The organism is Acinetobacter sp. YH12108 (genome assembly GCF_013419055.1).
Lineage (GTDB): Bacteria > Pseudomonadota > Gammaproteobacteria > Pseudomonadales > Moraxellaceae > Acinetobacter.
On record NZ_VPAW01000011.1, the window covers coordinates 59,937 to 85,701 of the forward strand.

26 protein-coding genes are annotated in these 25,765 nt (G+C 41.5%); 16 read left to right on the plus strand and 10 right to left on the minus strand.

Annotation, left to right across the window (positions count from 1 at the left end):
* Positions 1-104 precede the first annotated feature (104 nt).
* The 4 genes from FTU46_RS09010 (at position 105) to FTU46_RS09025 (ending at position 3,868) form a co-directional block, all read left to right on the plus strand.
* Complete coding sequence (locus FTU46_RS09010; protein WP_180104809.1) at positions 105-488, plus strand: DUF962 domain-containing protein; 384 nt, start codon at positions 105-107, stop codon at positions 486-488.
* A gap of 835 nt (positions 489-1,323) precedes the next feature.
* The gene (thiE, locus tag FTU46_RS09015; RefSeq protein WP_034706393.1) at positions 1,324-1,944 is read left to right on the plus strand and encodes a thiamine phosphate synthase; all 621 of its coding nucleotides are present in this window, start codon (positions 1,324-1,326) and stop codon (positions 1,942-1,944) included.
* 39 nt (positions 1,945-1,983) lie between these two features.
* Entirely contained in the window at positions 1,984-3,285 is a 1,302-nt protein-coding gene (gene hemL, locus FTU46_RS09020) for a glutamate-1-semialdehyde 2,1-aminomutase (protein ID WP_180104810.1), read from the plus strand.
* Between the two features lie 166 nt (positions 3,286-3,451).
* Positions 3,452-3,868: a heme-binding protein gene (locus tag FTU46_RS09025; RefSeq protein ID WP_159123772.1), complete on the plus strand. Its 417-nt coding sequence runs from the start codon at positions 3,452-3,454 to the stop codon at positions 3,866-3,868.
* Positions 3,869-3,921: 53 nt separating this feature from the next.
* Here the strand turns inward: FTU46_RS09025 and FTU46_RS09030 are convergent, their stop codons facing one another.
* The 3 genes from FTU46_RS09030 to FTU46_RS09040 all read right to left on the minus strand — a co-directional run bounded on the left by FTU46_RS09030 (position 3,922) and on the right by FTU46_RS09040 (position 5,443).
* On the minus strand, positions 3,922-4,296 hold the full coding sequence (locus FTU46_RS09030) for a hypothetical protein (RefSeq protein ID WP_180104811.1): 375 nt from the start codon (positions 4,294-4,296) through the stop codon (positions 3,922-3,924).
* 119 nt (positions 4,297-4,415) lie between these two features.
* Positions 4,416-4,838: a type VI secretion system amidase effector protein Tae4 gene (locus FTU46_RS09035; protein ID WP_257224631.1), complete on the minus strand. Its 423-nt coding sequence runs from the start codon at positions 4,836-4,838 to the stop codon at positions 4,416-4,418.
* 2 nt (positions 4,839-4,840) lie between these two features.
* Entirely contained in the window at positions 4,841-5,443 is a 603-nt protein-coding gene (locus FTU46_RS09040) for a PAAR domain-containing protein (protein ID WP_180104812.1), read from the minus strand.
* Positions 5,444-5,688: 245 nt separating this feature from the next.
* Between FTU46_RS09040 and FTU46_RS09045 the strand changes: the two genes are divergently transcribed.
* The 5 genes from FTU46_RS09045 to FTU46_RS09065 all read left to right on the plus strand — a co-directional run bounded on the left by FTU46_RS09045 (position 5,689) and on the right by FTU46_RS09065 (position 11,497).
* The gene (locus tag FTU46_RS09045) at positions 5,689-6,399 is read left to right on the plus strand and encodes a phosphopantetheine-binding protein (protein WP_180104813.1); all 711 of its coding nucleotides are present in this window, start codon (positions 5,689-5,691) and stop codon (positions 6,397-6,399) included.
* 178 nt (positions 6,400-6,577) lie between these two features.
* The gene (locus FTU46_RS09050) at positions 6,578-7,174 is read left to right on the plus strand and encodes an RluA family pseudouridine synthase (protein ID WP_302700667.1); all 597 of its coding nucleotides are present in this window, start codon (positions 6,578-6,580) and stop codon (positions 7,172-7,174) included.
* 143 nt (positions 7,175-7,317) lie between these two features.
* Positions 7,318-10,155, plus strand: a complete 2,838-nt coding sequence (rapA, locus tag FTU46_RS09055; protein ID WP_180104814.1) for an RNA polymerase-associated protein RapA — start codon at positions 7,318-7,320, stop codon at positions 10,153-10,155.
* A gap of 146 nt (positions 10,156-10,301) precedes the next feature.
* Positions 10,302-10,568, plus strand: coding sequence for a PAAR domain-containing protein (locus FTU46_RS09060; protein WP_180013129.1), 267 nt, complete (start codon positions 10,302-10,304; stop codon positions 10,566-10,568).
* Positions 10,569-10,696: 128 nt separating this feature from the next.
* Complete coding sequence (locus tag FTU46_RS09065; protein ID WP_180104815.1) at positions 10,697-11,497, plus strand: alpha/beta fold hydrolase; 801 nt, start codon at positions 10,697-10,699, stop codon at positions 11,495-11,497.
* A gap of 46 nt (positions 11,498-11,543) precedes the next feature.
* Here FTU46_RS09065 and fabR read toward each other — a convergent pair whose 3' ends face one another.
* Entirely contained in the window at positions 11,544-12,221 is a 678-nt protein-coding gene (fabR, locus tag FTU46_RS09070) for an HTH-type transcriptional repressor FabR (protein ID WP_004786319.1), read from the minus strand.
* A 153-nt stretch (positions 12,222-12,374) separates the two neighbouring features.
* Between fabR and FTU46_RS09075 the strand changes: the two genes are divergently transcribed.
* Both FTU46_RS09075 and FTU46_RS09080 read left to right on the plus strand, forming a co-directional pair.
* Entirely contained in the window at positions 12,375-13,439 is a 1,065-nt protein-coding gene (locus FTU46_RS09075) for a ferredoxin reductase (protein WP_180104816.1), read from the plus strand.
* 14 nt (positions 13,440-13,453) lie between these two features.
* Positions 13,454-14,548, plus strand: a complete 1,095-nt coding sequence (locus FTU46_RS09080) for an acyl-CoA desaturase (RefSeq protein ID WP_004786314.1) — start codon at positions 13,454-13,456, stop codon at positions 14,546-14,548.
* A gap of 53 nt (positions 14,549-14,601) precedes the next feature.
* Here FTU46_RS09080 and FTU46_RS09085 read toward each other — a convergent pair whose 3' ends face one another.
* A complete protein-coding gene (locus FTU46_RS09085) occupies positions 14,602-15,267 on the minus strand; it encodes an HAD family hydrolase (protein ID WP_180104817.1) in 666 nt (221 codons plus the stop codon).
* On the minus strand, positions 15,234-16,439 hold the full coding sequence (locus FTU46_RS09090) for a DUF1615 domain-containing protein (protein ID WP_180104818.1): 1,206 nt from the start codon (positions 16,437-16,439) through the stop codon (positions 15,234-15,236). Before FTU46_RS09090 ends, FTU46_RS09085 begins: the two co-directional genes overlap by 34 nt.
* A gap of 80 nt (positions 16,440-16,519) precedes the next feature.
* Here FTU46_RS09090 and dusB point away from each other — a divergent pair, with 80 nt between their 5' ends.
* Together dusB and FTU46_RS09100 are read left to right on the plus strand one after the other, a co-directional pair.
* Entirely contained in the window at positions 16,520-17,536 is a 1,017-nt protein-coding gene (gene dusB / locus FTU46_RS09095) for a tRNA dihydrouridine synthase DusB (protein ID WP_180053602.1), read from the plus strand.
* A gap of 245 nt (positions 17,537-17,781) precedes the next feature.
* Positions 17,782-18,459: a hypothetical protein gene (locus FTU46_RS09100; RefSeq protein WP_125279326.1), complete on the plus strand. Its 678-nt coding sequence runs from the start codon at positions 17,782-17,784 to the stop codon at positions 18,457-18,459.
* Positions 18,460-18,523: 64 nt separating this feature from the next.
* Here the strand turns inward: FTU46_RS09100 and FTU46_RS09105 are convergent, their stop codons facing one another.
* Positions 18,524-19,567 (minus strand): nitronate monooxygenase family protein, encoded by a 1,044-nt coding sequence (locus tag FTU46_RS09105; protein WP_180104819.1) that lies wholly within the window; start codon positions 19,565-19,567, stop codon positions 18,524-18,526.
* A gap of 208 nt (positions 19,568-19,775) precedes the next feature.
* Here FTU46_RS09105 and FTU46_RS09110 point away from each other — a divergent pair, with 208 nt between their 5' ends.
* The 3 genes from FTU46_RS09110 to FTU46_RS09120 all read left to right on the plus strand — a co-directional run bounded on the left by FTU46_RS09110 (position 19,776) and on the right by FTU46_RS09120 (position 22,386).
* The gene (locus FTU46_RS09110) at positions 19,776-21,035 is read left to right on the plus strand and encodes a putative DNA modification/repair radical SAM protein (RefSeq protein WP_180053600.1); all 1,260 of its coding nucleotides are present in this window, start codon (positions 19,776-19,778) and stop codon (positions 21,033-21,035) included.
* Positions 21,035-21,814 carry a TIGR03915 family putative DNA repair protein gene (locus tag FTU46_RS09115; protein WP_166135143.1) on the plus strand — a complete coding sequence of 260 codons (780 nt, stop codon included), beginning with the start codon at positions 21,035-21,037 and terminating at the stop codon, positions 21,812-21,814. Before FTU46_RS09110 ends, FTU46_RS09115 begins: the two co-directional genes overlap by 1 nt.
* 62 nt (positions 21,815-21,876) lie before the next feature.
* A complete protein-coding gene (locus FTU46_RS09120; RefSeq protein WP_180003931.1) occupies positions 21,877-22,386 on the plus strand; it encodes a hypothetical protein in 510 nt (169 codons plus the stop codon).
* Between the two features lie 45 nt (positions 22,387-22,431).
* On the opposite strand, the gene FTU46_RS09125 is transcribed toward FTU46_RS09120, so the two are convergent.
* The 3 genes from FTU46_RS09125 to metK form a co-directional block, all read right to left on the minus strand.
* Positions 22,432-23,643, minus strand: coding sequence for a YeeE/YedE family protein (locus tag FTU46_RS09125; RefSeq protein ID WP_180104820.1), 1,212 nt, complete (start codon positions 23,641-23,643; stop codon positions 22,432-22,434).
* A 250-nt stretch (positions 23,644-23,893) separates the two neighbouring features.
* Complete coding sequence (locus FTU46_RS09130; RefSeq protein ID WP_004786283.1) at positions 23,894-24,238, minus strand: hypothetical protein; 345 nt, start codon at positions 24,236-24,238, stop codon at positions 23,894-23,896.
* A 336-nt stretch (positions 24,239-24,574) separates the two neighbouring features.
* Positions 24,575-25,741, minus strand: a complete 1,167-nt coding sequence (gene metK, locus FTU46_RS09135) for a methionine adenosyltransferase (RefSeq protein WP_004786281.1) — start codon at positions 25,739-25,741, stop codon at positions 24,575-24,577.
* Positions 25,742-25,765 lie beyond the last annotated feature (24 nt).

Here is a 25,765-nt window from a genome sequence, read left to right on the forward strand (position 1 = left end):
CAATATCTAAGCTAAATTCAGGAGCAGAATTGCATGAAAATAAAGGTACTTTTAATTGCCTAAATTATGCGCTAAGGTGAAGAAAAAAGATCAGGATGATGATAATGAATGCACAGGTGCAGCCGAGCAATGAGATTGCAGAACTGACTTCTCCAAAAATGCCGATTCGTGACTATCATGAATTTTACCGGTTTTATCTAACCGAACATCGCCATATCATGAGCCGCCGTTTGCATGTCGCCGGCAGCAGTATCGGTATATATTTTTTTAGCAAAGCCCTTCGTCAGCGTAAAGCCAAATATCTGGCCTATGGACTACTCTCAGGTTATGCCTGTGCCTGGATTGGTCATTTCATTTTTGAAAAGAATAAACCGGCCAGCTTTAAACAGCCGCTATACAGTTTTATTTCAGACTGGCGTATGTTTGCCGATGTATTACGTGGTAACCTGAGTCTGGTTGATCGTAAGCACGACAAAATTCCAAGTTAGGGCTTATGACGTTTTATCGGATTTATGCTTAAGTATTGCAATAAAAACGATAAAAACACTTGCAAGTGTAGAGTTATTATTCTATTAATTGTTTTATTGCTTATTCAGTATTTTATCAAAGAGTATAATTCACTGAATAAATCAGTTTTCCAAGCCTGGAGCGACCTTCTCCGGGCTTTTTTTATATTTAAAAAAACAGAAAGATCTGCATTGACGTATTTTTAATTTATCTGAATGATTTAGAAAATATTCACGAGATGAATGAACCAAGTTTGAGAGATAAGATGGTCAGTTCTGCTTAGATGGGTCGATCCTTTCTAGCTTTGACACGTCTCCCCATAAACGGTTTACCCAAAGCTAGAAAGGATCTGGTAGATAAAACACAGCTTTTGCTTTTCTATTTATGTGTTGTGTTCGAACTTATTTAAATCCTTTAATGCATGTAGACCTATCCCTGAAATTGGGTATTTTAAAGTTTTCTTTAAGTTTTGTGATTAATGGTATTCAAGCAATTTTATACACAGGAATCGTAAAATCCGGACATAAAAAAATCGCTTTCAGAATTTTGCAACTTCTCCACTAAGTTATCTGCAAAATCCTAAAAGCGTTTGTCGGAGGGCGTAAGCATTAACACTTTATCATTATTGTTATAAAACCATTAAAACGTAAATTCTCGCAGTCGCCTATCACTGAAAATAGGGATATTGATCAATCACCTGTATAAAAAGTACAAATAATAATCTAATCCCTGAATCGGGTATTATTCAGTGTTTAGGATGGGGAAACTCGCCCATTTATGCCTATAATAGCGTATGTATTTTGAATGGCGGCAGTCATGCGCGGTTTATATTTAATTACCAATGATGATCCTATTGAACTTCTCCTAGCAAAACTTGAAGGTGCAATGGCGACTTATGAAGTTGCGGTACTTCAGTATCGTCGTAAAAAAGTAGCGAAAGAAGATCAGGCTTACGAAATCGAATATATGAAACAAATGTGCGAACAGTACAAAGTTCCATTTGTGATTAATGACGATTTAGAAACTGCAGTAAAATATGGCGTAGGCGTGCATTTGGGTCAGGATGATGGCTCAATTCAGGAAGCTGTTGAACGTTTGCCTAAAAATGTATTGATTGGCCGCAGTTGCAACAACTCACTTGAGCTTGCTGAACAAGCCATTGCTGATGGGGCTAATTATGTAGCTTTTGGCGCGATCTATGCGACTGACACCAAGCCAGAAGCAGGTAATATTGGTCTGGAAACCTTAAAACAAGCCAAAAGTAAATTAAATGTACCGATTTGTGCTATTGGTGGTTTAACGGTGGAAAACTCGAAAGAGGTCATCGAGGCCGGTGCAGATCTTTGTGCAGTCATTAGTGATGTTTTAGGTCGTTCAATGTCTACTGTCGGTCAACGTGTGTATGACTGGTCAGAACTATTTGCTGAACAAGCTTAATTTTTATTTCTTATTGTATTTTTGAGTTGAGTGATTCTCATGAGTTTATCTCCAAAGCAAGAACAACTATTTAAACAAGCCAATAAACATATTCCAGGTGGCGTAAACTCACCTGTACGTGCTTTTAACGGTGTAGGCGGCACGCCAGTCTTTATCGAAAAGGCACAAGGTGCTTATCTATACGATGTCGATGGTAAACGTTATGTGGACTATGTTGGTTCATGGGGCCCGATGATTTTGGGTCATGCGCATCCAGCGATTATTAAAGCTGTTCAGGATGCTGCGGTAGATGGCTTAAGCTTTGGTGCACCGACGGTTCATGAAACGACTTTGGCGGATATCATTTGCGATATCATGCCGTCCATTGAACTGGTGCGTATGACCAATTCCGGTACTGAAGCAACGATGACTGCGATCCGCTTGGCGCGTGGTTATACCGGACGTGACAAAATCGTAAAATTTGAAGGTTGTTATCACGGTCACTCTGACTCGTTGCTGGTAAAAGCAGGTTCTGGCTTGTTAACTAAAGGCGAAGGGGAAGCGACTTCTGCGGGTGTACCCGCTGATTTTGCCAAACATACTTTAACTCTTCCTTATAACGACATCGCCACTTTAAAAGAATGCTTTGCAAAATTTGGTTCAGAAATCGCGGGTGTGATCGTAGAGCCAGTGGCAGGGAACATGAATCTGGTGAAACCGATTGATGGTTTCCTGCAAGCGATACGTGATGTCTGTGATGAATATGGTTCAGTCTTCATCATTGATGAAGTGATGACAGGTTTCCGTGTCGGTCTAGGTGGTGCTCAGGCACATTATGGCGTAACTCCTGATTTAACGACTTTGGGTAAAATTATTGGTGCGGGGCTGCCAGTCGGTGCTTTTGGCGGTAAGCGTGAAGTGATGGAATGCATCGCGCCACTAGGTAACGTGTATCAGGCAGGTACTTTGTCCGGTAACCCGCTAGCAATGCGTGCCGGGATCGAGATGTTTAAACATCTGCGTGAGTCAGGTTTTTATGAAAAACTGATTGCTCAACTTGAAAAACTTCTTGCAGGTTTACAAGCAGCTGCGGATGAAGCCGGTATTCCATTCAAGACCCAGCAAGTGGGCGGCATGTTTGGCCTGTACTTCACTGATCAAGAAGACATCACCAGCTTTGATTCAATGCTGAAATGTGACGTAGAAGCTTTCAAGAAATTCTTCCATGGCATGTTAAGTCGTGGTGTGAACCTGGCTCCATCTGCATTTGAAGCAGGATTTATTTCAGCTGCGCATAGTGATGAAGATATTGAATTTACGATTCAAGCGGCTAAAGAAACTTTTGCTGAAATGAAAGAGTAAATTTGCTTTTTTAGAATCCTCCCTAACCTTCTCTTGGGCTTCATTTTATAAGCAATGCTTTTAATATTCGCTCAGGAGAGGGTATTCATCGTTGTGAATAAAAATCACACCTCTCCCTAACCCTTTCCTAAAAGGAGAGGGAAGCTTCAGTTAATTTGAGATCAAAATGCAAACCAAACATTATTTGACTTTAAGCGATGCGGAATTTTTATTAGACCAAGCCCATCAATATGCGATTCAGAATAACTTTAATGTCAGTATTGCAGTCGTAGATGAAACTGGTAATTTGCTTGCCATGAAGCGTATGGATGGTGCTTCACCTATGACCGCCAATTTATGTCTGGAAAAAGCACGTTGTTCTGCAATGAGTCGCCGACCATCTAAGCTGTTTGAAGATATTATTAAAGGCGGCCAGATGGGCTTTCTGACAATAGATACCTTCTCCGGTATGTTGGAAGGTGGTGAGCCGATTCTGTATCAAGGGCAGTTGGTGGGTGCGATGGGTGTATCTGGTGTGAAGTCATTTGAAGATGCGGAGATTGCACAGGTGGCGATTGAGAAGTTTTTAGCGCAGCAGAGCTAGACATTAGGCACTTGAGAATGGTGCTGACATTCTCAAGTCGAGTATAAAAATCACTATCGGATGAGATAGTGATGCTGCTGTTTAATCATTTCCTTATATTCTGTCGAATTATACAGATCTAAACAATGCATTAATATCGCAGGCATTGCTTTACTTTTATATACCTTAGTTTTAGTTTTCATGTATTGATTTATATATTTTTTTAAATTTTTATAGGCAGGTTCTTCATACGAGCCATGTTGGAAATATCCGCCCATCGCTAGAGCTGCCTCCGAACTAAGAGCTTGATCTTGAGTCATCGTCATACAATAACTAAATCCAAAATTTTTGATATTGAGCTCATCTGCATTTGATATGGATTTATTTAAATCGTTTGCATAACATGCACTCATCACTAGAAAACTAAAAAATATGGCAATAATTTTCATTATCTTAAATTCCAAAACAGAATATCTGTGGTTTTTATGCTAGGTGTATTATGAATAAAGTAACAGCTATCTCCACAATCATTTCCATTCCATAAAGTGACATGTCCAGAAGCATCTCCTCAACCAGACACTTTAAAAACAATAATTCCTTTTTTTCCTTTTAATTGTGATGATAAATCTTGGTTATTTTGAGGCTTGAAGGAGAGATCCGCATTTCCTAAATTTTGTTCAACAAAGGTGATCATTTCGCGAACCCTCAGTAAATAAGGTTTATGATCAGCTCCTCTGACTTTATAACCTCTCGTTGACTGTTTAATTGGCATTCCACCGTAGTTGAAGGATCTACTTAATCTTAAAGCACAGGCATTTGCATACCCGGTAGGATTTTCTTGATATAAAGCGATCGCCTGGCCTCCCACCATAGAATACACATCACTTGCTGGCATCTTTACGGGATAATATTTCCATAATTCGGAAAATAAAGGTCTTTTTGCTTGTATGGTTGAAGAACGCCCACCAGCCCTTGCAGTTATACTCACCATATTTAGTATTCCGTATCAATTATTATTGTTTTTCCTTGAAAAATATTTTTAAGTAGCCCCTTACCTTCAGCATCAATATCAAGTGAAATAGTAAAAGGGTTAAATGCGTTTATTTCGGAAGGTTCTGGTTTTATTTCGATAGTAATAATATCGCCTTGTGCATAACCAGAAGTTTCAATATGCAAATTTAAGTCATCAAAAAATCTGGACTTTTTTTCTAAAAGAATAAAATTGTCTCCATAGCTCCAATAAATATTATTGATAGTCTTTACTTTTTTTTCTTCAATATATTTATCAGCTATATAGGGTGTTGATTGATCACTTTTACTTGAGAACATACCATTATTCATGACAGCCAAATCAGAAATTTTCAGGAATTTTGAACCACAAGTTGACCTGTCTCCTACTGCAACAATACTTCTACCGAGCACAACCATAAAACCCCGATTAGAAGCAAGTGCTTTGGATAGGACATTACATTTAGGACAATAATGTACCATTCCATCCAAATGCACTGCTTTCCCAGCTACCAAAAAAGAAGGATCGCCAAGAGTAATGATTCCGCCATGATCAGTTTTACAACCAACTGTTATTAATGCTTTCATTGTTATTTTTTATTAATCTTTTATAAAATTAATAATAACATAACCATATAAAATCAAAGGTTTGGTTTAAAATTCATCTAATCAGTTTGCATATAACTACTATAATGGCTGAGTGTAGATATAAGTCCTTTTTACTTTGTTTAAATCTTATCCTGCTGACTTTTTAAGTATTGAGTACCTTTCAAACTCAGTTAGCATATACCCTCACCATAAATGCTGACTGTCTTAAGCCCAAAGAGAATTCTATGCTGTACCCCATGCCCAAAAAAATCCAACTCGCGCCATCTCAAGCCAAATGGCAGCTTACATCAAATGAATCTGTTTTGGTTTTAGTCGGATTGCAAAACTTGCGTATGCAGCAGGGCATACAAGACAGCGACCTGATAACTCATCTGATCCAGATCAGTAATAAAGCCAAAGCACTCGATATTCCAATCGTTGATTTGTATGGCGATGATTTAATGCAAGGTATGCAGCAACTTGGAGAATATGCTTCAACTCATTCACAACTGATTTTCGCCGGACAGATTACACCGGTGCTGAAACAGATCCTGCCACATCTGCAAAGTGTGACAGACCAAATTTGCATAATTAATGATGCAATTTTGATGCCTAGTCAGGAACAGCATATTCAGTGGATTGAAAATATTTCGGCACAAGGTTTGCATCATATGAACAGCTATAGTCTGACCCGATTGTGGAACTTAAGTGCGCCGTCAGAATATGTATTGTCAACCAAAGGCATCATGTTAGCAGTAGCTGAACAGCTGAATATAGATGCGCTGGAAATTGATCCTTATGCTGATTTAAAGCAGTATGGACTGGACTCTGTAGCAGTAGTCAGTCTGGTTGGCACATGGCGTGCGCATGGTGCTGATCTGCGTTATGAAGATGTGCTGGAACACCCGTCATTACATGATTTAGTGAGCTTTGTAATGCAATCTGCACGTCGATAATCGCTAATTGGGTAATTTTCTTAAAATAATCGGAAATTTCATCGCCATTTACATAAATGCGCATTGTAATTATCACTCAAGCTTTCTATTATGGCCGCCTTGTTTTTCGCGATCAGCGTGGGATTGAACTTTGAGTAATTTTCTAACCGAACATCTGATACATCGTGATGAAGATTTTATGGTCATCCATAAGCCTGCTGGCTTACTCACAGTGCCCGGTAAAACAGAAGATTTACAAGATTGCCTGATCAATCGCCTCATCAAATTAGAACCTAAAACTTTGCTGATCCATCGCTTGGATCGAGACACTTCCGGTATTTTAGTATTTGCCTTAAGCCGTGAAGGGCAAAAATCCATTTCTCGCCAGTTCCAGGAACGCCAAACCGATAAAACCTATCAGGCCATCGTGGCTGGAACATTAGAAGGCAAGGGTACAGTTGATGTGCCTGTCATTTATGATCCAAGCTGTCCACCACTGCATATTGCTGAACCGAATCATAATAAGCCGGCAATTACAGAATGGCAGGCCATCGAACATTTTGAAATTCAGAGGCAAGCTGTGACTCGGGTGAAACTGACTCCGATTACCGGTCGTTCACATCAGCTCCGTGTACATATGCAATATCTCGGGCATCCGATTATTGGCGATACCTTGTATGCAACGCCAGAGCAGCAACAGCTTAGTCCGCGTCTATGCTTACATGCCGAGCGTTTAAGTTTTTATCATCCTAAAACACAACAGTTAGTTGAATTTAATTGTCCGGCTGAATTCTAGGAAATACTTGTTTAATCGACGTGAATTATGCTCACTTTTTAGTGGGCTTTATGTCAAAATACATTGCTTGAAGGTGTGAAATTTTGCTCAAATGACGTTTCGTGATTGAGCCTGATATTCATAATCTTGTACTTAAGATAAAGGTGGAAAAATTGCAGCAATTTGCTATTGGTCAACGTTGGTTATCAGATACTGAAACAGAACTCGGTTTAGGGGTTCTCATTGATGTTGATGAGCGATCGGTCAGCATTTTATTCCCAAAAAGCGATGAAACTCGCGTCTATGCTCGCAGTAACGCACCCTTATCTCGTATCGTATTTAATGCGAATGACGAACTGCAAGATCAGGAAGGTACGATCTGGACCGTTGAGTCAGTTGAAGACCGCAATGGTGTAGTGCGTTATCACGTGGTTCGTACTCTTGAAGATGGTACAGAAGAACGTAAAGCTTTAAATGAAACCCGTGTAGGTGCAACGATCCAGTTGTCTAAACCTTTAGATCGTTTACTGGCTAGCCAGATTGACTATAAAGAGTGGTATGACCTGCGTATTGAAGCCTTGCTGATGCAAGCCAATATGCAAACCAGTCCATTGCGTGGCTTGGTCGGTTCGCGTGTGGGGCTGATTCCACACCAGTTGTATATCGCACATGAAGTCGGTCAGCGTTTCGCGCCGCGTGTTTTACTGGCCGATGAAGTAGGCTTGGGTAAAACCATCGAAGCAGGTCTGATCATTCATCAGCAACTTAAAGCTGGCCGTTCTGAACGTATTCTGATCTTGGTCCCGGATTCACTGCAATATCAGTGGATGATTGAGATGCGCCGTCGTTTCAATCTTGAATTCTCCCTATTTGATTTGGCTCGTACTGCATCGATCAAAGAGCATGATCCTGAACTAAATCCATTCCTGACCGAACAGCGCATTATTGCTTCTGTGGACTTGATGGTGGATCACGAAGATCTACGCGAACAGGCGATTGAAGCGGGCTTTGACCTGTTGGTTGTCGATGAAGCGCATCACCTGATGTGGTCTGAGGAAGAAGGCGGCAATGACCGTTATGATCTGATCGAAGAGCTGGCAGAGAAAACACCGGGCGTATTGTTATTGACTGCAACACCAGAACAGCTCGGTGTAGAATCTCACTTTGCACGTCTACGTTTACTTGATCCGCTACGTTTCAGTTCATTGGATCGTTTCCTAGATGAAGAAGAGCAATATCAGCATACCGCTAAAATCGCTGAAGTACTGATGTCAGACCTTCCACTGGAAGCTGAGCATTTCACTGCGATTGAAAGCCTGCTTGGTCATGCGATTGAAGATACCCCAGAGCAACGTTTCCGTGCCATTCATGAATTGCTAGACCGTCATGGTACGGGTCGTATCCTGTTTCGTAACACACGTGAAGCGATTCAGGGCTTCCCGGGTCGTGACTGTCAGCCAGCACCATTGCCAGCGCCAGAAAACTGGTCTAAAGATGGCAAACTACGTGAACAGATGTGGCCGGAAGAATCTCAACTTGATGGCTCGTGGATGGAAACCGATCCGCGTGTAATGTGGTTGATGGAAAAGCTGCGTACTGATCTGAAACACAAAAAAGTATTACTGATTGCCCGTAGTGGTCCAGTGGTTGAAGCACTGGAAAATGTATTACGTCTGCATGCAGGTATCCGTACTGCCATGTTCCATGAAGGCATGAGTCTTTTGGAACGTGACCAGGCAGCAGCTTATTTTGCTGAAGAATCTTATGGTGCACAGATTCTGTTATGTTCTGAAATCGGTTCAGAAGGCCGTAACTTTCAGTTTGCATCAGACTTGATCCTGTTTGACTTACCGGCCAATCCGGATGTTTTGGAACAGCGTATTGGTCGTCTGGATCGTATCGGTCAGGAAAACCGTATCCAGATTCATGTGCCTTATCTGGTGGGTACTGCGCAGGAGCGTATGTTCCGTTGGTATAACGAAGCGCTGAATATTTTCAGCAACATTTCTCCAACGGCGCAAACGCTGCAAGAAAACTTTATTGTTGCCCTGAAAGATTGCTTGCTGGCAGATAAAGGTCAGGAATTTGAAGATCTGCTGGAAGAAGTTAGCGTACAACGTGAAGCGCTTGAAGCCGAGTTGCAGGAAGGTCGTGACCGTCTGCTTGAGTACAATTCTTGCCGCCCCGTCGTGGCACAGGAAATTGTTAATGCGCTTGAAGACTATGATGACAATACCACCTTGCCAATGTTCATGAAGCGTTTTATGGCATCGACCAATATCGACTTTGATGAGCAAAGCAATGGTACGGTGATCATCAAGCCAACGGATCAGATGCAGGTACAAGGTTTGACCCTGGATGAAGAGGGTATGACAGCCACCTTCTATCGTGACCAGGCTCAGATCCGTGAAGATGCTCAATATCTAACTTTAGAGCATCCATTCACTGAAAGCGTGATGGAAATGATCAATACTCAGGGCTTTGGTAGTACCAACGTTGCGGTCTTAAAGTCTGCAGCATTGCCACAAGGTTCTGTATTGATGGAAGTGTGGTTCAAGGTTGATGTGGTTGCACCAAAAGCACTGAACTTACCGTCAAGCTTGCCACAGCAGCTGATCCGTGTATTGCTGAGTGAAAAAGGTCAGGATCTGTCTCAGAAGATTGCGCCTGAAATCCTGAAACCATATCTACATCATTTAGATGGCAATAGCTGCCGTCAGGTGGTGAAAGCACGCCGTGAAGTGATTGAAGCGCGTTATCAACAGGCATTGGAATTAGCTCGTTCAGCATTGCCAAACTTCAGGCAGCAGGCTAAAGAAGCGTATGGCAATAAATGGCAGTATGAAATTGACCGTCTGACTTACCTGAAACAGTTCAACCCAAGTATCCGTGAAGATGAAATCGCACGTTTACAGAAGCTGCAAAAAGAAGGCTTGAGTTTGTTAGAAGGTTTATCTGTAACACCTGAAGCGATTCAAGTAATGGTCGTGGTTAAGCCATAAGATCTAATGAATTATGAAAGCAGCTTCCGGGCTGCTTTTTTATGGCTGGAATTAAAGTCATGATTGAGCTTTTGGTCGGGCCGTGCTAGCTGATATTTTCTGTATCGATTAAAATCAGCCCACCTAAGAATAAGAAATAAAATACCATGTCCAAAGCATTGATTACTGTTGGCGCGAAAACCAGCCACGGCGGTATGGTCACTGAATGTGAAAACTCTTTTTTAATTAATGGCATGGCGGTGCATCTGAATGGCATGAAGCATTACTGTCCCAAGTGCCAAACTACCGTGACAGCTATTGCTAGTGATTTATCTACAATAGTCAAAGGCAGGGCTGTAATCATTGCTGGAGATAAAGCCAGTTGTGGAGCCACTTTTTTGCCGATGCAAAACCTGACTATTTCCAAAAAATAATTATCTATATCCAGACATGAGTTCATAGTGACTTAAAGGTCATAGATTGATGAATTTGGTTCTGTAGAATTTTGCATTTCAATATTAAGCTTCTTTCAGACTTTATAAAGAAATGATCAAAGAAAATAATGAAACAGGTTTTGCATTTTACTCATGCCAATGGCATTCCATCAGCAAGCTATCGTAAGTTTTTAAATTATTTTCAGGATGAATATCAGGTCAAGGCAATTCCGCTGATCGGGATGAATCCAGCCTATCCAATTACCAAAGACTGGCGTTATCTAGTAAATGAAGTGATACAGGATATCCAGCAGCAATCTCCGGATCAAAAGGTGATTGGGCTGGGACATTCATTTGGTGGTTTGATAACTTTAATGGCAGCCTATCAACGTCCGGATTTATTTTCCAAACTGGTGATCATGGATCCACCTTTCGTGATTGGTAAAAACAGTGCACTGTTTGAAGTCGTGAAAAAGCTCAACTTAAAAAGTATTGACCGTTTCACTCCGGCAGGTATTACCCTAAAACGTAAAGATTACTGGCCATCTAAACAGGACGCCGTTGAAGCGCTGAGATCGAATCGTCTGTTTAAGCATTTTGATGAGCAATGTTTTCAGGATTATATCGAAAGCGGGATTGTGCCTGATCAAGAGCGTGGAGGGGTAACTTTAGCCATTCCCAAACAGATTGAGGCAGAAATTTTCCGGACTGTACCGGCTTGGTGGTGGCGTACACCAAGAAAACCACCCCAGGTTCCGATACATTTAATCACAGCAGAGCGCAGCCAGTTTTATCAGCAAGGTTTACCACAAGGCATGCATAAGGTTTATCAAATTGATTATTCGGTGGTGCAGGGCGGACATATGTTTCCACTAGAGCATCCGGAAATGACGGCAAACCATGTTAAAGCCAGATTGAATGAGCTTTAATCTTGGTAATAAAAAAGACTCATAAAGAGTCTTTTTGGTGTCTAGCTTAACGGATCTGAGATTGATCCAGATGACGGGCACCTTCCAGAATCATGCGAATCATGATCATGGTCTGTTCCGCAATTTCCTTACGGTCTTCAGGTGCCATATCGATCACATTGGCACCCATATTAAATACCAGTTGGGTAATCGCTCTGGCCGCAATCTCGGGATGAAATAATTTTTTATTATTTAGTCGTTCCAGACGGATCAGGTCTTCCTGAAGCTCCTGCTGGAAATAATTAAGTTGGCGTTCGACTGCCTGTTTATAAGATTTTGAACCAGTATAGCCTTCACGTAATAACAGGCTTAAATTGCCTTCATCAGCATCCAGCTGAGCAATAAAGACTTCAACAGAGCTACGAATAATACTGTTCTGTTTCGATGCTTTTAGGCGGGACTCATTGAGAATCTGACGCAGCACAATCCCGGCACGATCAATCAGTTCAATCGCCAGTTCATCGATATCTTTAAAATGACGATAAAAACTGTTCGGAGCAATTCCAGCCTCACGAGCAACTTCACGCAAGCTTAAAGATGAAATACTTTTTTGTGGTCCGATCAGGTTTAAAGCAGCCTGGAACAATTCTTCCTTGGTAATGGTCGCTTTACGGCCCACACTACGGACAATAATGGGCTCATCAATGCTTTTCGATGGTAAAGACGCGTCACTGCTTATTTTCATTGAAGGCTCATTCATGAGGTGATTAGTAAAAGGCATTAACACATTATAACGAAGGCAGTCCAGCTTGTGAAATGATTAGAAACAATACAAATGTATATACAAATATATATACAAGTGTATAATAATTAAAAATCCAAGGTGATGTCTAAAACGATGCCTGTACTCGAAAAGCTTAAAACGCCATTAAATACGCTGAAAGAGAGTGTGATTGATCCATATGCGATTAATTTCTGGATGCAGAAATTAAATCCTTTATGGTCAATGAATCAGCCCTTAGGCAAGATTGTGCGCAAAGAACATGCTGCGCAGGATATGCTGAGCCTGACGATTCGTGTCAATCATTTATTCCAGTTCGGTCAGGCGGGCCAGCATCATCCTGTATTTGTGGTGGTGAACGGCATTCGTTATGAACGTAGCTATAGTCTGACCCGTATTGATCAGCAGCATATTTTATTGACGGTTAAAAAAGTGAATGCGGGTAAAGTTACTACCTGGTTTGCTGAACAGGCTGAAGTCGGCGATATCATTGAATTCGGTCAACCTTTCGGTGACATGACTTTGCCAGAACAGGACAGCCCATTGCTTTTGCTTGCTGCGGGTAGTGGTATCACCCCAATGCTGAGTATGCTGGAAGCTTTAAAAGATAAAGCTGAACTGGATGCACCAGTGACTTTATGGTACTGGGTTAAGAAAAACCAGGATGCTGCTTTCATTGCGCGTTTTGAAGAGCTGGCACAAAAATATTCAAATTTTTCTTATCAGGTATTCGCAACTCAGGAACAACCAGCTGCGCCACGTCTTGATGAATCTTATTTAGATCAATTACAGGCATTGGAACAAAGCACGGTCTATGCATGTGGACCATCAGGTTTTGTTGCGACTGCGGAACGACTGTTTGCTTCAGCAAAACTGTTCAAAAGTGAAGCGTTCAGCATGAGTCTGAGTGATGAAGCTGATACCGGTTTTGTCAATGTAACCCTGACTCAATCGAAAAAAATCGTCACGATTCCTAAAGGCCAGTCGATTCTGGTGAGTCTGGAACAACAGAATATCCGACCGACCCATGGCTGTCGTATGGGCATCTGTAATAAATGTGCCTGTAATAAAGCGGAAGGTTCAACCAAGAATCTGGTCAATGGCGCACAAAATACCGAGCCGGGTAATCTTTTAAAAATTTGTGTTAACTCAGCGCAGACTGACCTTGTCATCGACTTATAAGCGAGTTTTATCCTATGAATATGCCAGTAAAATTACAGTATTTTAAAAATCCTAAAAACCGTGAACTGACCCAGTCTGAGCTAGATGAACTTGCACGTGAGCTTGATGCCATCAAACAGGAAGTGCTGGATGATTTAGGTGAAAAAGATGCCAAATATATCCGTCGCGTATATTCGAGTATCCGTTATTCATCGATTGCAGGTCGTGCCTTATTATTTGCAGGATGGTTCCCGCCAGCATGGTTGTTGGGTACAGGCTTATTAGGCTTTGCCAAAATCATGGAAAATATGGAATTGGGTCATAATGTCATGCACGGTCAATATGACTGGATGAATGATCCGAAGCTCAATGGCCAAACCTACGAGTGGGATATTGTCGGAACTTCAGACAACTGGCGTCAAACCCATAACTTCAAGCATCATACTTATACTAACATTAAAGGCATGGATGATGATATTGGTTATGGCTTGTTGCGTTTGTTCCCTGAGCAACGCTGGAAACCAGGTTATTTATTACAGCCAATTTACAGTATTCCATTTTGCTTGTTATTCCAGTGGGGCGTAGCCATTCAAAACCTTGAATTGGGTAAATACTTCAAAGGCCGTAAAACCAAAGAACAAACTCTTGAAGAATGGAAGCCAATGCAGCGTAAAATTGGCAAGCAATTATTCAAAGATTATGTATTCTTCCCGTTGATTGCAGGTCCTGCAGCATTACCGGTATTGACAGGTAACCTGGTGGCAAATGGCCTTCGTAATATCTGGACTTTCAGTATTATTTTCTGTGGTCACTTTACTAAAGATGTAGAAGTGTTTCCGAAAGCTGTGATGGAAAATGAAAGTCGGGGTCACTGGTATATGCGCCAGATTCGTGGTTCTTCAAACTTGACTGGTTCTGAAGCGTTTCATATTTTGACTGGACATTTAAGCCATCAAATTGAACATCACTTATATCCAGATGTGCCTGCACGCCGTTACCGTCAAATGGCGCCAAAAGTAGAAGCAGTATGTAAAAAATATGGTCTGAACTATAACAATGCCAGTCTGGTAAAACAGTATGGCAGCGTAATTAAACGTATTGTGAAATATGCTTTTCCGTTTAAGAAGTAAGATGGATTTCAATAAAAAACCGCTATTCATAGCGGTTTTTTATTATTCTCAGTTTAATTAATTATTTTAAGCTCAGACTCGGGTAAATTCATTTCAAGTAGTGGAAGTACTTTATCTCGTCCTTCCAGATAAGCATACTGTGCAAGGCATAACATTGCCTCATCTTCTTCGCTATTTCCATAAGCATAAATTTCAGCATAATCTTCTAAATTATATTTTTCCAAGATTCTACTTTTCTTCTGATCCTTACTACAATCAGGTGTGTTGTATAAACCTGTCATTTTGCCTGTCAGAATTTCTACTTCACTACAAATCAGGTCAATGCTTAAATAAGTACAAACCGGTTTTAAATATAAATCTAGTGAAGCAGAAACGAGAACGACTTGATGCCCGAGTTGCTGATGTTGTCTAAGTTGCTTTAATAGCTTGGGATTTAATCTTAAAACAAGCTGCTGTGCATATTCTTCGGCAAGCTGCTGAATTTCATGCGCATGACTATTTTTGAACATGGTGTAATACAGCTTTGGGCGCATTGCATGAGCAGGATAGAGCTTAAGATAGTAAGCCTGAATCCAAGGCAGAATACGAATGCCACGTTTTAAAATCTGCCTTTTCTTTAAAGCATAGAAAATGAACCCTGTAAAACTGTCATAAGGATACAGGGTTCCATCAAAATCAAATAAGGCTAGAGTTTTATGTTTTTGATGCGGCGCATGCATGTTTGATAACGACCATCGACACGGCTGGCAAACCAGTTAGTATTATACTCACGACTCAATTTCGGGCCTGAGATCACGACTTCTGGCATCATTGCATACATTGGTTCTTTACCGGTTTTTTCTTGATAAAGTTTACTGATGCCACGATAAGTCATAGTATCTTCAAAATCTTTAACTTTTTCTTTTTTTAAATCCGCCCGAATCTGACGTTCAGTAATAATAAAATTATTTTTTGCAAAAACGCTGATGAGCTCTCGTTCAGATTGACTCTTTTGTGAGCGAATCGCGCCATCTTTAGTATATAGTAGTAAATCGCCATCCAGGCTCAATTCGGCATCGGTTAAGCTATTTAACATGCTCTGGAATGCTGCATTACGGCTGGAATACATCCCAGAGTTATAATCAGCAAAACGATAAATCGGTTTTTCATAATCCGCAGGGTACATCATCAATCGATGAATCCCGTAATAGAGTCCGCCATACTGGCTATACAGGTCACTACGCAAATCAGCAATACTGCCCCCTTGACGTTTATATTCCTTGGCATAGCTGATATGAACCTGCATGGAACCCAAAGTTGTAATCGGATTCATTTTTTCGCCAATATTTTGTCCAAATAGTTTGGCTGCACCTGTCAGTGCACTTACATGATAATGCTTGGCCATGTAATCAAAGATTTCACGATAAAGTTCATCTAATTGACGTTCGGTTTTGACCCGGCGCATCTGGCTTAGATAATTGTCTTCTGGGCTTGGATGGTTTTTCAGTACATCCTGGAAATATCCTGCAACTGTTCCACCGATACTTGCACCGAGTTTATCTTTAAATTTTTCTTCCAGACGTTCCTGAACTTCTTTAACGGCTTTTTCACCAAGACCAGGAACTACCGGGTCTGCATTAAAGTTAGATTCCTGATCGACAACTGCCACGATTGAACAGATATTCTCTTTGGTTTGTGGAATACCGAGCTGGTCAGTGATGTCATAAATATCTTGTGCCCAGGATTCACGCTGGCTGACACGACCTGGAATGGCTTTGCGAATATGTTCAACTTCAAGAGTGGGTTCATCATTTGACCACCAAGAACCATTGCCACACCCTACAAGGCTAATAGATAAAGCAAGTATGGATATGGACTTAAGAGAAAAAACTTGAGCAAAATATTTGTTCATGGTGTCGTAAATAAATTGAAAAGATGAGTGAACAAGGCAGATGCAGTATACTATGTCCATCAGAAAAGTGATGAATTTATATGTATATTGGTCCCTATCAACTGTCAAATAATTTGATTGTCGCTCCCATGGCAGGTGTCACCGATCGTCCATTTAGAACCTTATGCAAGTACTTCGGTGCGGGTCATGCAGTCAGTGAAATGATGACTTCTGACAAGACCTTGCGCATGAGTAAAAAAAGCTTATATCGGGCGAATTTTGATGGTGAGCTGGCACCAATCTCAGCACAGATTGCTGGTTCTGATCCGCATGACTTAGCTGAGGCAGCACGCTATCAGGTCGCAAATGGGGCACAAATTGTTGATATCAATATGGGTTGTCCAGCCAAGAAAGTCTGTAATAAGCTGGCCGGTTCTGCCTTGTTAAAGGATGAAGATCTGGTTGCACGTATTTTAGATGCAGTCGTTGCTGCAGTTGATGTTCCTGTGACTTTAAAAACCCGTTTGGGCTATCTCAACGGTCATGAAAATATTCTGCGAGTTGCAAAACGTGCTGAAGACGCGGGGATTGCAGCGCTGGCATTACATGGTCGTACTCGTGAAGATATGTACCTCAATACGGCACGTTACTCCTTAATCAAGGAAGTGAAAGGGATGTTGAGTATTCCCGTGATTGCGAACGGAGATATTGATAGCCCTGAGAAAGCCAAATATGTACTGGACTATACAGGTGCAGATGCCATCATGATTGGCCGTGCTGCACAAGGACGTCCCTGGATTTTTCGTGAAATTGCACATTATTTAGAAACTGGAGAGCATCTTGCTGCGCCAAGTATTGCTGAAGTGAAAGATGTGTTATTAGGACATCTATCTGAGCTTTATGAATTTTATGGTGAATATTCAGGTTGCCGTATTTCGCGTAAGCATATTGCCTGGTATACCAAAGGACTACGTTCGAGTAATGAATTCCGTCAAAATATGTATCAAGTAGAAAACACTGCCGATCAATATAAAGTGGTGGAAAACTATTTTAATGGATTACTGGAACATGGACATATCATGAGCGATGTACAGGTGAATCTGCTAGAAACCAAATAAAAAGAGAGATTTCCTAGTTCTTCTAAAAGGTACTGTAGTAAATACAGTACCTTTTTTATCTTATAGCTAAAATTTTATATGCTTCCGTTACATTAAAGACTGTAGTGAACATAGCCGCATATTAAGTTCACTGAAACTGGACAGGATATGGACATTGTTTACGTGAAATTGCTCTAAGCTGAATTTCTAGCATGGCAAGATGTTTATTCAATCTTGTTCATTCTCATGATCAAGGGAGATCTATAATGACAAATACCAATCGTCCAGTTACAGACTTTGGCAATAAAACCTCGACTGAATTACCAGAGGAACGTAGTGACGCATTAAATCAAGATGCAACAGATGCCAGTGCTCGACCAGATTTGAATTCACCTCAAAAAGATAATCCTCGTGTACCAGATATGAATGAAGGTGAGGATAATGTACTTGCTACCAGTGCAGGTACTTTAGGCGGGGCAGCAGTTGGAGCGACTGCCGGTCTGGTAGGTGGTCCTCCAGGGGCAGTAGTAGGCGGTATCATTGGCGGTGTTGTAGGCGGTATTGCAGGGAATGATATTGCTTCACCTGATCATCCGAAACAGACGGATAACTATGAGCATCCAGAAAATCATCCAGAGGCAGATAATTATCAGCATCCGGACACGATTAAGCAGGAAGATGATTACTGGAGAACTGAGCATACCAACCGTCCGTATTATACGGAATCACGCACTACTTACAGCGATCTCGACTATGATCGTGACTATCGTGGTGCTTATCGGGTTGGTTATGAAAACCGTCCGCTATATGACCGTCAAACTGACTTCGAACATGCCGAACCTGAATTACGAACCAAATGGGAACAGGTAAAAGGTGAATCTCGTTTGAATTGGGAAGAAGCAAAATTTGCGATCAAAGATGCTTGGCATCGTATGACTCGTTAAAAGAACGATATAAAAAAACCTCTCTTTGGAGAGGTTTTTTTATGTTCTAAAATTAAATTTTGCTTTATTTTTGTTTCATTTCCAGCACTAACTGATTAATTAAATCAGAAGCTTCCATCTCACGAATTTGCGTCACATTTGAACCTGCCCAAAATGCGCCATAACCCTGATCACCATGTTTGGACGCTGCTGCATGTAACTGCTTGGCCAGATCATAAGTATATGGATAGGCAGGTACATCCAGACGATTAGGCGTGTCTACGTCTATGTGCCAGTGATTAATGATGCCACGCGCTGGACGGCCGGAAATGCTGGCACTAACTTGAGTTAGCGGCTTGGACAGTAGCGCTTTACGATAGGCGTCATTGGCATTGGAAGATTTGCATTGAACAAATGCTGTGCCCAATTGCACTGCTTCAGCGCCAAAGTCCATCATCTGACGGGCTTGTTCACCATTCATGATTCCGCCTGCAGCAACCACCGGCAGTGAAAAATGCTGTTTCATCAACTTGACCAGATTAGAGGTTTTGACTGAGGCATCAAACTTGGTACTAAAGATACCCCGGTGACCTCCAGCCTCAATGCCTTGAGCAATGATGATATCAATCCCTGCCTCTTGAATGGCTTTGGCCTCAGCAAAATTGGTGGCAGATACCATCGTCAGAATACCGGCATCTTTTAAGGCCTGAACCTGATGCGGGAGAGGAATGCCAAAATGAAAGCTGACCGCACATGGTCTGGTTTCTAGAACCAGATTCAAGAAATCATCATTGTCTTTAAAACTTGGGTAAATACAGTGTAATTGAGTGGGTGGATTAATTCCGTATTCAGAAAATTTATCTTTAAACTGGTCAATCCAGGCTTGGGCTACGTTTTCATCAAGAGGCTGACTGTCATGACAGAAAAAGTTAACCTGAAACGGACAATCTGTAAGTTCCTGAGTTTTTAAAATCTGCTGGCGCGCAGACTCTACGCTGCTGGCTCCCAAGCCCAGCGAACCCAGACCACCCTGATTTGAAACTTCCGCTGCCAGTTCAGGTGTCGAAACGCCTGCCATAGGGGCCAAGAAAATAGGATGTTTTATTCCGAGTTTTTCTAATAAAGACATAGATTTGCTCCCTGTTACTCTATCTACTTTGCCTATAGCCGCAAAATTAAGCAAATCATATTGGTTATTTTATTTTGAAATAATGCTGTATGGATAACGGTTCAATTACATTTCTTACGACATGAGATGTCGCCACAAAGACTGGAAAGCTATAGTGTATAGCGGGGAAAATTTATAATAGGTTTTTAGCCAACAACTTGCTGAAATCATGTCTGAACGTATCCGAGAAAAACTACAAATTTTAGCTGATGCTGCCAAATATGATGTGTCCTGTTCATCGAGTGGCAGTAACCGTAAAAATAAAGACAAAGGCCTGGGTAATACCGGAAACGGAATCTGTCATAGCTATACCGAAGATGGTCGCTGTGTCTCATTACTAAAAATACTGTTTTCCAATGTCTGCATTTTTGACTGTGCCTATTGTGTCTCTCGTCGTTCCAATGACGTAAAACGTGCTGCATTTACCGTGCAGGAAGTGGTCGATCTGACCATGAATTTTTATCGCCGTAATTATATTGAAGGGCTGTTTTTAAGTTCGGGAATTTTTAAATCAGCAGATTACACCATGGAGCGGATGTTGCAGGTGGTGAAAAAGCTGCGTCTTGAAGAAAATTTTAATGGTTATATTCATCTCAAAACCATTCCCGGAGCATCGCAGGAGATCATTACTGAAGCGGGTTTATATGTCGACCGGATGAGTATCAACCTGGAAATGCCAACCGAAGCAGGCTTGCAAAAGTTTGCTCCAGAGAAAACCCATACAGAAGTGCAAAAAGATCTGGGAATTGTACGGGATCGCTTAATCCAGTTGAAAGATGAACGTAAGATCATCAAATCCGTTCCCAAATTTGTTCCCGCAGGACAGACCACGCAAATGGTGGTCGGTGCGCATAGTGAAACGGACAAAGATATTATTTTGATGGCTGATCGGCACTACAAGGAATTTAAGCTGAAACGCGTGTATTTTTCTGGCTATATTCCGATTAATCCCGAAGAAAAAGCCTTACCTGCAATCGGCTCAGCGCCACCCTTATTAAGAGAAAATCGTCTATATCAGTCTGACTGGCTGATGCGCTTTTATGGTTTTGAAGCAGATGAAATTGTGGATGACCAGCATCCAAATCTGGATCTGGATATTGATCCAAAACTGAGCTGGGCTTTACGCCATCCGGAGGCCTTCCCGGTTGATATTAACCGAGCCGACTACAAGATAATATTACGCGTGCCTGGCATTGGAGTACGTTCTGCCAAAAAGATTGTACAGGCACGCCGTTTTGGTCAGATTCATATCGATCAACTAAAACGGATGGGCGTGGCGTATAACCGGGCGCAGCATTTTATTCGCTGTGCAGATACACCGAAATTTAAAAAGGAGCAGCAATCCCAGCAGATTCGCCAGCAGATTTTACAAGCGGGTCAGTCCAAATATCAGCAGCAACTGTCACCTCAACTGGGATTTGGTTTCTGATGGCACACTACTGTTTTGATGGCACCATGACCGGTTTATTAAGCTGTGTATTTCGGGCTTTTGAATTTAAAGAGTTTGATGTCAAAGTGACGGCTAATCCGCAGGCCCAAAATGGCCTATTCGATGATTTTATTCATGTGGCCTCGAATGAAAGTCATGGGCAGCGGGTCTGGCAAGGCTTAAAACAGAAAATATCATCCAGTAGTTTAAAAGCCTTTTATTATGCTTTTCTTTCTGAAAAAGAACAGGCATTTCAGAACCTGTTCGATTTTGCGGTCTATGTATTCCAAAATCAGCGGCCGGTTGATAAAGATTATGGCCATCATGCAGTCATCGGAATGTCACAATGGATGAAACAGGTCGGGCGTGAAAAGCATCGTATGGAAGCTTTTGTCCGCTTCAAAAAGGCCAAAGATGGATTGTTTCTCAGTCTGGTCAAACCGGATTTTAATGTACTGCCGATTATTTCCCGACATTTTAAGGAACGTTACCAAGACCAGCGTTGGCTAATTTATGATGAGCAGCGCCAGTACGGCATCTATTACGATTTAAATGATGTGCACCAGATAGAGATGAATGCAGAAATAGTTGATCCACAAATCCGGATTGGACATAGTCAGTCTTTTAGCATTGAACTGGATGATGAAGAAGTACTCTATGATCAGCTTTGGAAAGATTATTTTAAAAGCGTGAATATTCAGGCACGACAAAATATGAAGCTGCATATCCAGTATGTACCTAAACGCTACTGGCGTTATATGAATGAGAAAGTACTTTAAATAAAATCTTCGCCCAAGTTTAAGGCATAATGACAGCTAATATTTAGATCGAGTGTATAGATATGAAGGTATGGCTGGCATCATTAGCTATGGTAACTGGATTGGCCGCATGTTCAGCAGAGCAACAGAAAGTAGCAGTAGATCCAGGTAAATATCAGGTTAAAAGTGCACAGGAATTACAGCAACGTTTTGATGATCTAAACAGTAAGTTGGCACAAGACTTTCAGCAATTTAAAAAAGTAGAAAGTATTGCCTTTTCTCATCAGCTGCCTTTGGATGTGAATAACCTGCAAACCTTGAATCAGCATCCTGTCAGCCGGACTGCGCTAAAATCCAGTAAAGTGGCCTATTGTGACATGATGAATGGTTATTTTGCTGAGATGTATCGCTTGGGGCATTATAATCTGAATCTGGTCGACGAAATTCAATTGCCTAAAGCCGAGAATGAAGACCTGAAATCCAATTTTGCATCTAGCGATCAGTTCTATACTTTTATTCTGGACCGTTATACGGCTTATCGTCAGGTTCAACAAACCATGAATTATGGTTGTAATCTAAAAGCTGCGTTATAAGTAGTAAGCTAAAAAAAAGCCCATCGCAAAGATGGGCTTTTTTATTTAGCAACCAGTTAATTTTTCTGGTTGAGGTTTCTCACCGGGGAAGAAAATTGGACGAAGTTTTACCCCAAGCCCATTTCCAAGGAATGCGAAAACCAGCCATAACCAGCCATGTACACTGCCTGAAGCAATACCACTAAAATAGGCACCAATATTACAGCCATAAGCCAGACGAGCGCCGTAGCCAAGCATCAAACCGCCAATAACCGCAGCAACCAATGAACGTTTTGGAATATTGAAGTTTGGAGCAAATTTACCTGCCAGACTGGCAGCCAATAATGCACCAAGCATGATGCCAAAGTTCATCATAGACGTAATATCGAACCAGAGCGATTCAGATAAGGCTTTGGCATTGGCTGGTTGCTGCCAATACGCCCAAGAGGCTACATCAATTCCAACAAAACTTGCAGATTTCGCGGCCCAGACAGCAAGGGCAGAAGTAACCCCCCATGGACGACCAGCCAGCGCCAAAGTAGCAAAGTTAAGCAGGGTTAAAATGATTCCGCCCCAGATTAATGGCCATGGACCACGCAAAAAGCGTTTCCAGCCCTGATGCTGGCTTTGAGGTTCAACTTCTAAATTGCCATGACATTTCTTTTCAAAAAAGATAGTTACAGCAGCAATAACTGCAAAAATGATAAAGCTCAAAATGAGTGCAGGAATGACACCAAAACTTTCTACAATAGAGATAGGTGCGAAATGAGGTAGGTTAAACCACCAGTCAATATGCGAAGTCGCAATCAGTGAGCCGGCACAGAAGAAGAAAAGAGTTACCAGCATACGGGCACTACCACCACCCACAGTATAAAGTGTACCTGATGCACAGCCGCCACCGAGTTGCATCCCAATCCCGAAAATAAATGCACCAATTACCACAGAAAGTGAAACCGGACTGACAAAGCCTTGAACTGGATTACCGAACAATTCACCTGCGCCTAAAGCAGGGAAAAATAGTAATACAGCAAGACCTAACATGATCATTTGGGCACGTAAGCCACGACCACGACGTTCTTTAATAAAGACACGCCAGCTGGAGGTAAAACCAAACGAGGCATGATACAAGGTCATACCCAGTGCACCACCCACCAGAAATAATAGAGCTTGGTTCAGACCTACGATGTGATAGGCACCGACAGTTCCTAATACAAGTAAAATAAAAGCCACCAAGACCGAGAGATTCGATCGCTGGGAAGACGCAGCAATAACAGACATGGGAGATCAAGTTTTAAAAATAAAGTCGCGTATATTACGTAATTTCTCACTAAAATGGGCTGATCTAGGGCTTCTAAGAGTCAATTAAATATCCTGATAACTGATAATAATTATGACTTTAAATGATATGAGGTCATGATTATTTCAAAAGATATCAGTTTAATCACAAGAATCATTTGCCCAATAGTGAAACGTATAAAAAGTTTAAAAGCCTGCAAAGCAGGCTTTTAAAGATTGAAAGCTTTAAAAATTAATTTTCAGCTTTCTCGCGAACTTTGCCTGCGCCTTCTTCAATAGCACCCGCAGTTGCAGCAGTCGCGTTTTTAGCGGCTTCAGCAGTGGCATCTGCTGCTCGAGAAGTCGCAGCGGCGGCTTCATCAGCGGCACGAGAAGCATTTGCAGCCGCATTATCCATGGCTTGGTCAGTTTCCTGAGAAGCCTCATGAGTGGCATCTTCCATATCATGGCCTGCTTGAGTAGCAGCATTTTCTAAATGTTCGCCAGTTGTCGCACCTGTTTCAGGATTTTCTTTCTTATTACAACCCACTAAAGCAACGGTTGCAGCTAAACCCAAAGCAACAAGTAATTTATTCATCGTGTCATATCCTTTGTAGTTGTAAGGTCGAAAACAGTCTAGCGAGTATTTATTTGAATTTATGCTAATAATTAGATCAGAATTTGTTCACTAAATGTAATTTTTATAAAGGCTTATACAATTTTTGCCAAATATAAATCGTCTGATTATTTGAATGTATTTTCTTACAACCCTTATATAGATTGCTTCTCACTGCTTATAAAGAATAAGTTTATCCGTTTTAATATGAGTTTTAGATGTAACAAAACACAACTATTTCCGGCTCAATTTTTGTCAGGCTAAAAGTAGAAGCCATAAAAAAAGCCCGCATAAAGCGAGCTTTTAAAACTTGAAAACTTATAGACCAGCAGATGCTTTAAGTGCTTCGACTTTGTCAGTTTTTTCCCAAGTAAATGCAGTATCTGAACCTTCACGACCAAAGTGACCATAAGCCGCAGTCTGTTTATACATTGGCTGGATCAGGTTCAACATACGGGTAATACCATATGGACGCAGGTCAAAATGCTCACGAACCAATTGAACGATCAATTCATCCGACACTTTGCCTGTATTGAAGGTATTGATTGAAATTGAAGTTGGCTCGGCAACACCAATTGCATAAGACACCTGAATTTCACATTTATCTGCAAGACCCGCAGCGACAATGTTTTTCGCAACATAACGGCCTGCATAAGCAGCAGAACGGTCAACTTTTGATGGATCTTTACCAGAGAATGCACCACCGCCGTGACGTGCCATACCGCCGTAAGTATCTACAATGATTTTACGGCCAGTCAGACCACAGTCACCTACAGGACCACCGATCACAAACATCCCGGTCGGATTGATGTGGAATTTGGTGTCTGCATGGAACATGTCGGCAGGAATGATTTTTTTCACGATTTCTTCAATCACAGCTTCTTTTAAATGAGCTTGTGAAATTTCAGGATCGTGTTGAGTTGAAAGCACAACAGCATCTAGGCGAACAGGCACGCCATTTTCATAAGCGAAAGTCACCTGGCTTTTTGCATCTGGACGTAACCAAGGCAATGTACCGTTACGGCGTAATTCAGCCTGTTTTTCCATTAAGCGGTGCGCATAAGAAATTGGCGCAGGCATGAGTACATCAGTTTCACGGCTGGCATAACCAAACATCAACCCTTGGTCGCCGGCACCTTGATCTTCAGGTTTCTGACGGTCTACACCTTGAGCAATTTCAGGAGACTGTTTACCGATCATGTTGATGATCGCACAGGTCGAACCATCAAAGCCAAGGTCAGAATGATGATAACCAATACTGTTAACGGTATGGCGGACAACCGCTTCAAAATCGATGTTCGCAGTTGTTGTGATTTCACCGGCAAGTACAACCGCACCTGTTTTTACAAGCGTTTCACAAGCAACCCGTGCGTATGGGTCTTCTTTTAAGATTGCATCCAAGATAGCATCACTGATTTGGTCAGCCATTTTATCTGGATGGCCTTCGCTTACAGATTCCGAAGTAAATACAGCGTACTCGCGCATAGTCCTATCACAGTTAAATTTAAA

Coding starts and splice junctions, on each gene's coding strand:
- FTU46_RS09075 (WP_180104816.1), top strand. CDS start 12,375: ATGCCTGTACTCGAAAAGCTTAAAACGCCATTAAATACGCTGAAAGAG.
- FTU46_RS09130 (WP_004786283.1), bottom strand. CDS start 24,238: ATGAATAAATTACTTGTTGCTTTGGGTTTAGCTGCAACCGTTGCTTTA.
- FTU46_RS09115 (WP_166135143.1), top strand. CDS start 21,035: ATGGCACACTACTGTTTTGATGGCACCATGACCGGTTTATTAAGCTGT.
- FTU46_RS09110 (WP_180053600.1), top strand. CDS start 19,776: ATGTCTGAACGTATCCGAGAAAAACTACAAATTTTAGCTGATGCTGCC.
- FTU46_RS09025 (WP_159123772.1), top strand. CDS start 3,452: ATGCAAACCAAACATTATTTGACTTTAAGCGATGCGGAATTTTTATTA.
- FTU46_RS09030 (WP_180104811.1), bottom strand. CDS start 4,296: ATGAAAATTATTGCCATATTTTTTAGTTTTCTAGTGATGAGTGCATGT.
- FTU46_RS09065 (WP_180104815.1), top strand. CDS start 10,697: ATGAAACAGGTTTTGCATTTTACTCATGCCAATGGCATTCCATCAGCA.
- metK (WP_004786281.1), bottom strand. CDS start 25,741: ATGCGCGAGTACGCTGTATTTACTTCGGAATCTGTAAGCGAAGGCCAT.
- FTU46_RS09060 (WP_180013129.1), top strand. CDS start 10,302: ATGTCCAAAGCATTGATTACTGTTGGCGCGAAAACCAGCCACGGCGGT.
- hemL (WP_180104810.1), top strand. CDS start 1,984: ATGAGTTTATCTCCAAAGCAAGAACAACTATTTAAACAAGCCAATAAA.
- FTU46_RS09050 (WP_302700667.1), top strand. CDS start 6,578: ATGGTCATCCATAAGCCTGCTGGCTTACTCACAGTGCCCGGTAAAACA.
- FTU46_RS09035 (WP_257224631.1), bottom strand. CDS start 4,838: ATGGTGAGTATAACTGCAAGGGCTGGTGGGCGTTCTTCAACCATACAA.
- FTU46_RS09085 (WP_180104817.1), bottom strand. CDS start 15,267: ATGCATGCGCCGCATCAAAAACATAAAACTCTAGCCTTATTTGATTTT.
- FTU46_RS09105 (WP_180104819.1), bottom strand. CDS start 19,567: ATGTCTTTATTAGAAAAACTCGGAATAAAACATCCTATTTTCTTGGCC.
- thiE (WP_034706393.1), top strand. CDS start 1,324: ATGCGCGGTTTATATTTAATTACCAATGATGATCCTATTGAACTTCTC.
- FTU46_RS09100 (WP_125279326.1), top strand. CDS start 17,782: ATGACAAATACCAATCGTCCAGTTACAGACTTTGGCAATAAAACCTCG.
- FTU46_RS09120 (WP_180003931.1), top strand. CDS start 21,877: ATGAAGGTATGGCTGGCATCATTAGCTATGGTAACTGGATTGGCCGCA.
- FTU46_RS09045 (WP_180104813.1), top strand. CDS start 5,689: ATGCTGTACCCCATGCCCAAAAAAATCCAACTCGCGCCATCTCAAGCC.
- FTU46_RS09090 (WP_180104818.1), bottom strand. CDS start 16,439: ATGAACAAATATTTTGCTCAAGTTTTTTCTCTTAAGTCCATATCCATA.
- FTU46_RS09080 (WP_004786314.1), top strand. CDS start 13,454: ATGAATATGCCAGTAAAATTACAGTATTTTAAAAATCCTAAAAACCGT.
- dusB (WP_180053602.1), top strand. CDS start 16,520: ATGTATATTGGTCCCTATCAACTGTCAAATAATTTGATTGTCGCTCCC.
- fabR (WP_004786319.1), bottom strand. CDS start 12,221: ATGAAAATAAGCAGTGACGCGTCTTTACCATCGAAAAGCATTGATGAG.
- FTU46_RS09040 (WP_180104812.1), bottom strand. CDS start 5,443: ATGAAAGCATTAATAACAGTTGGTTGTAAAACTGATCATGGCGGAATC.
- FTU46_RS09010 (WP_180104809.1), top strand. CDS start 105: ATGAATGCACAGGTGCAGCCGAGCAATGAGATTGCAGAACTGACTTCT.
- FTU46_RS09125 (WP_180104820.1), bottom strand. CDS start 23,643: ATGTCTGTTATTGCTGCGTCTTCCCAGCGATCGAATCTCTCGGTCTTG.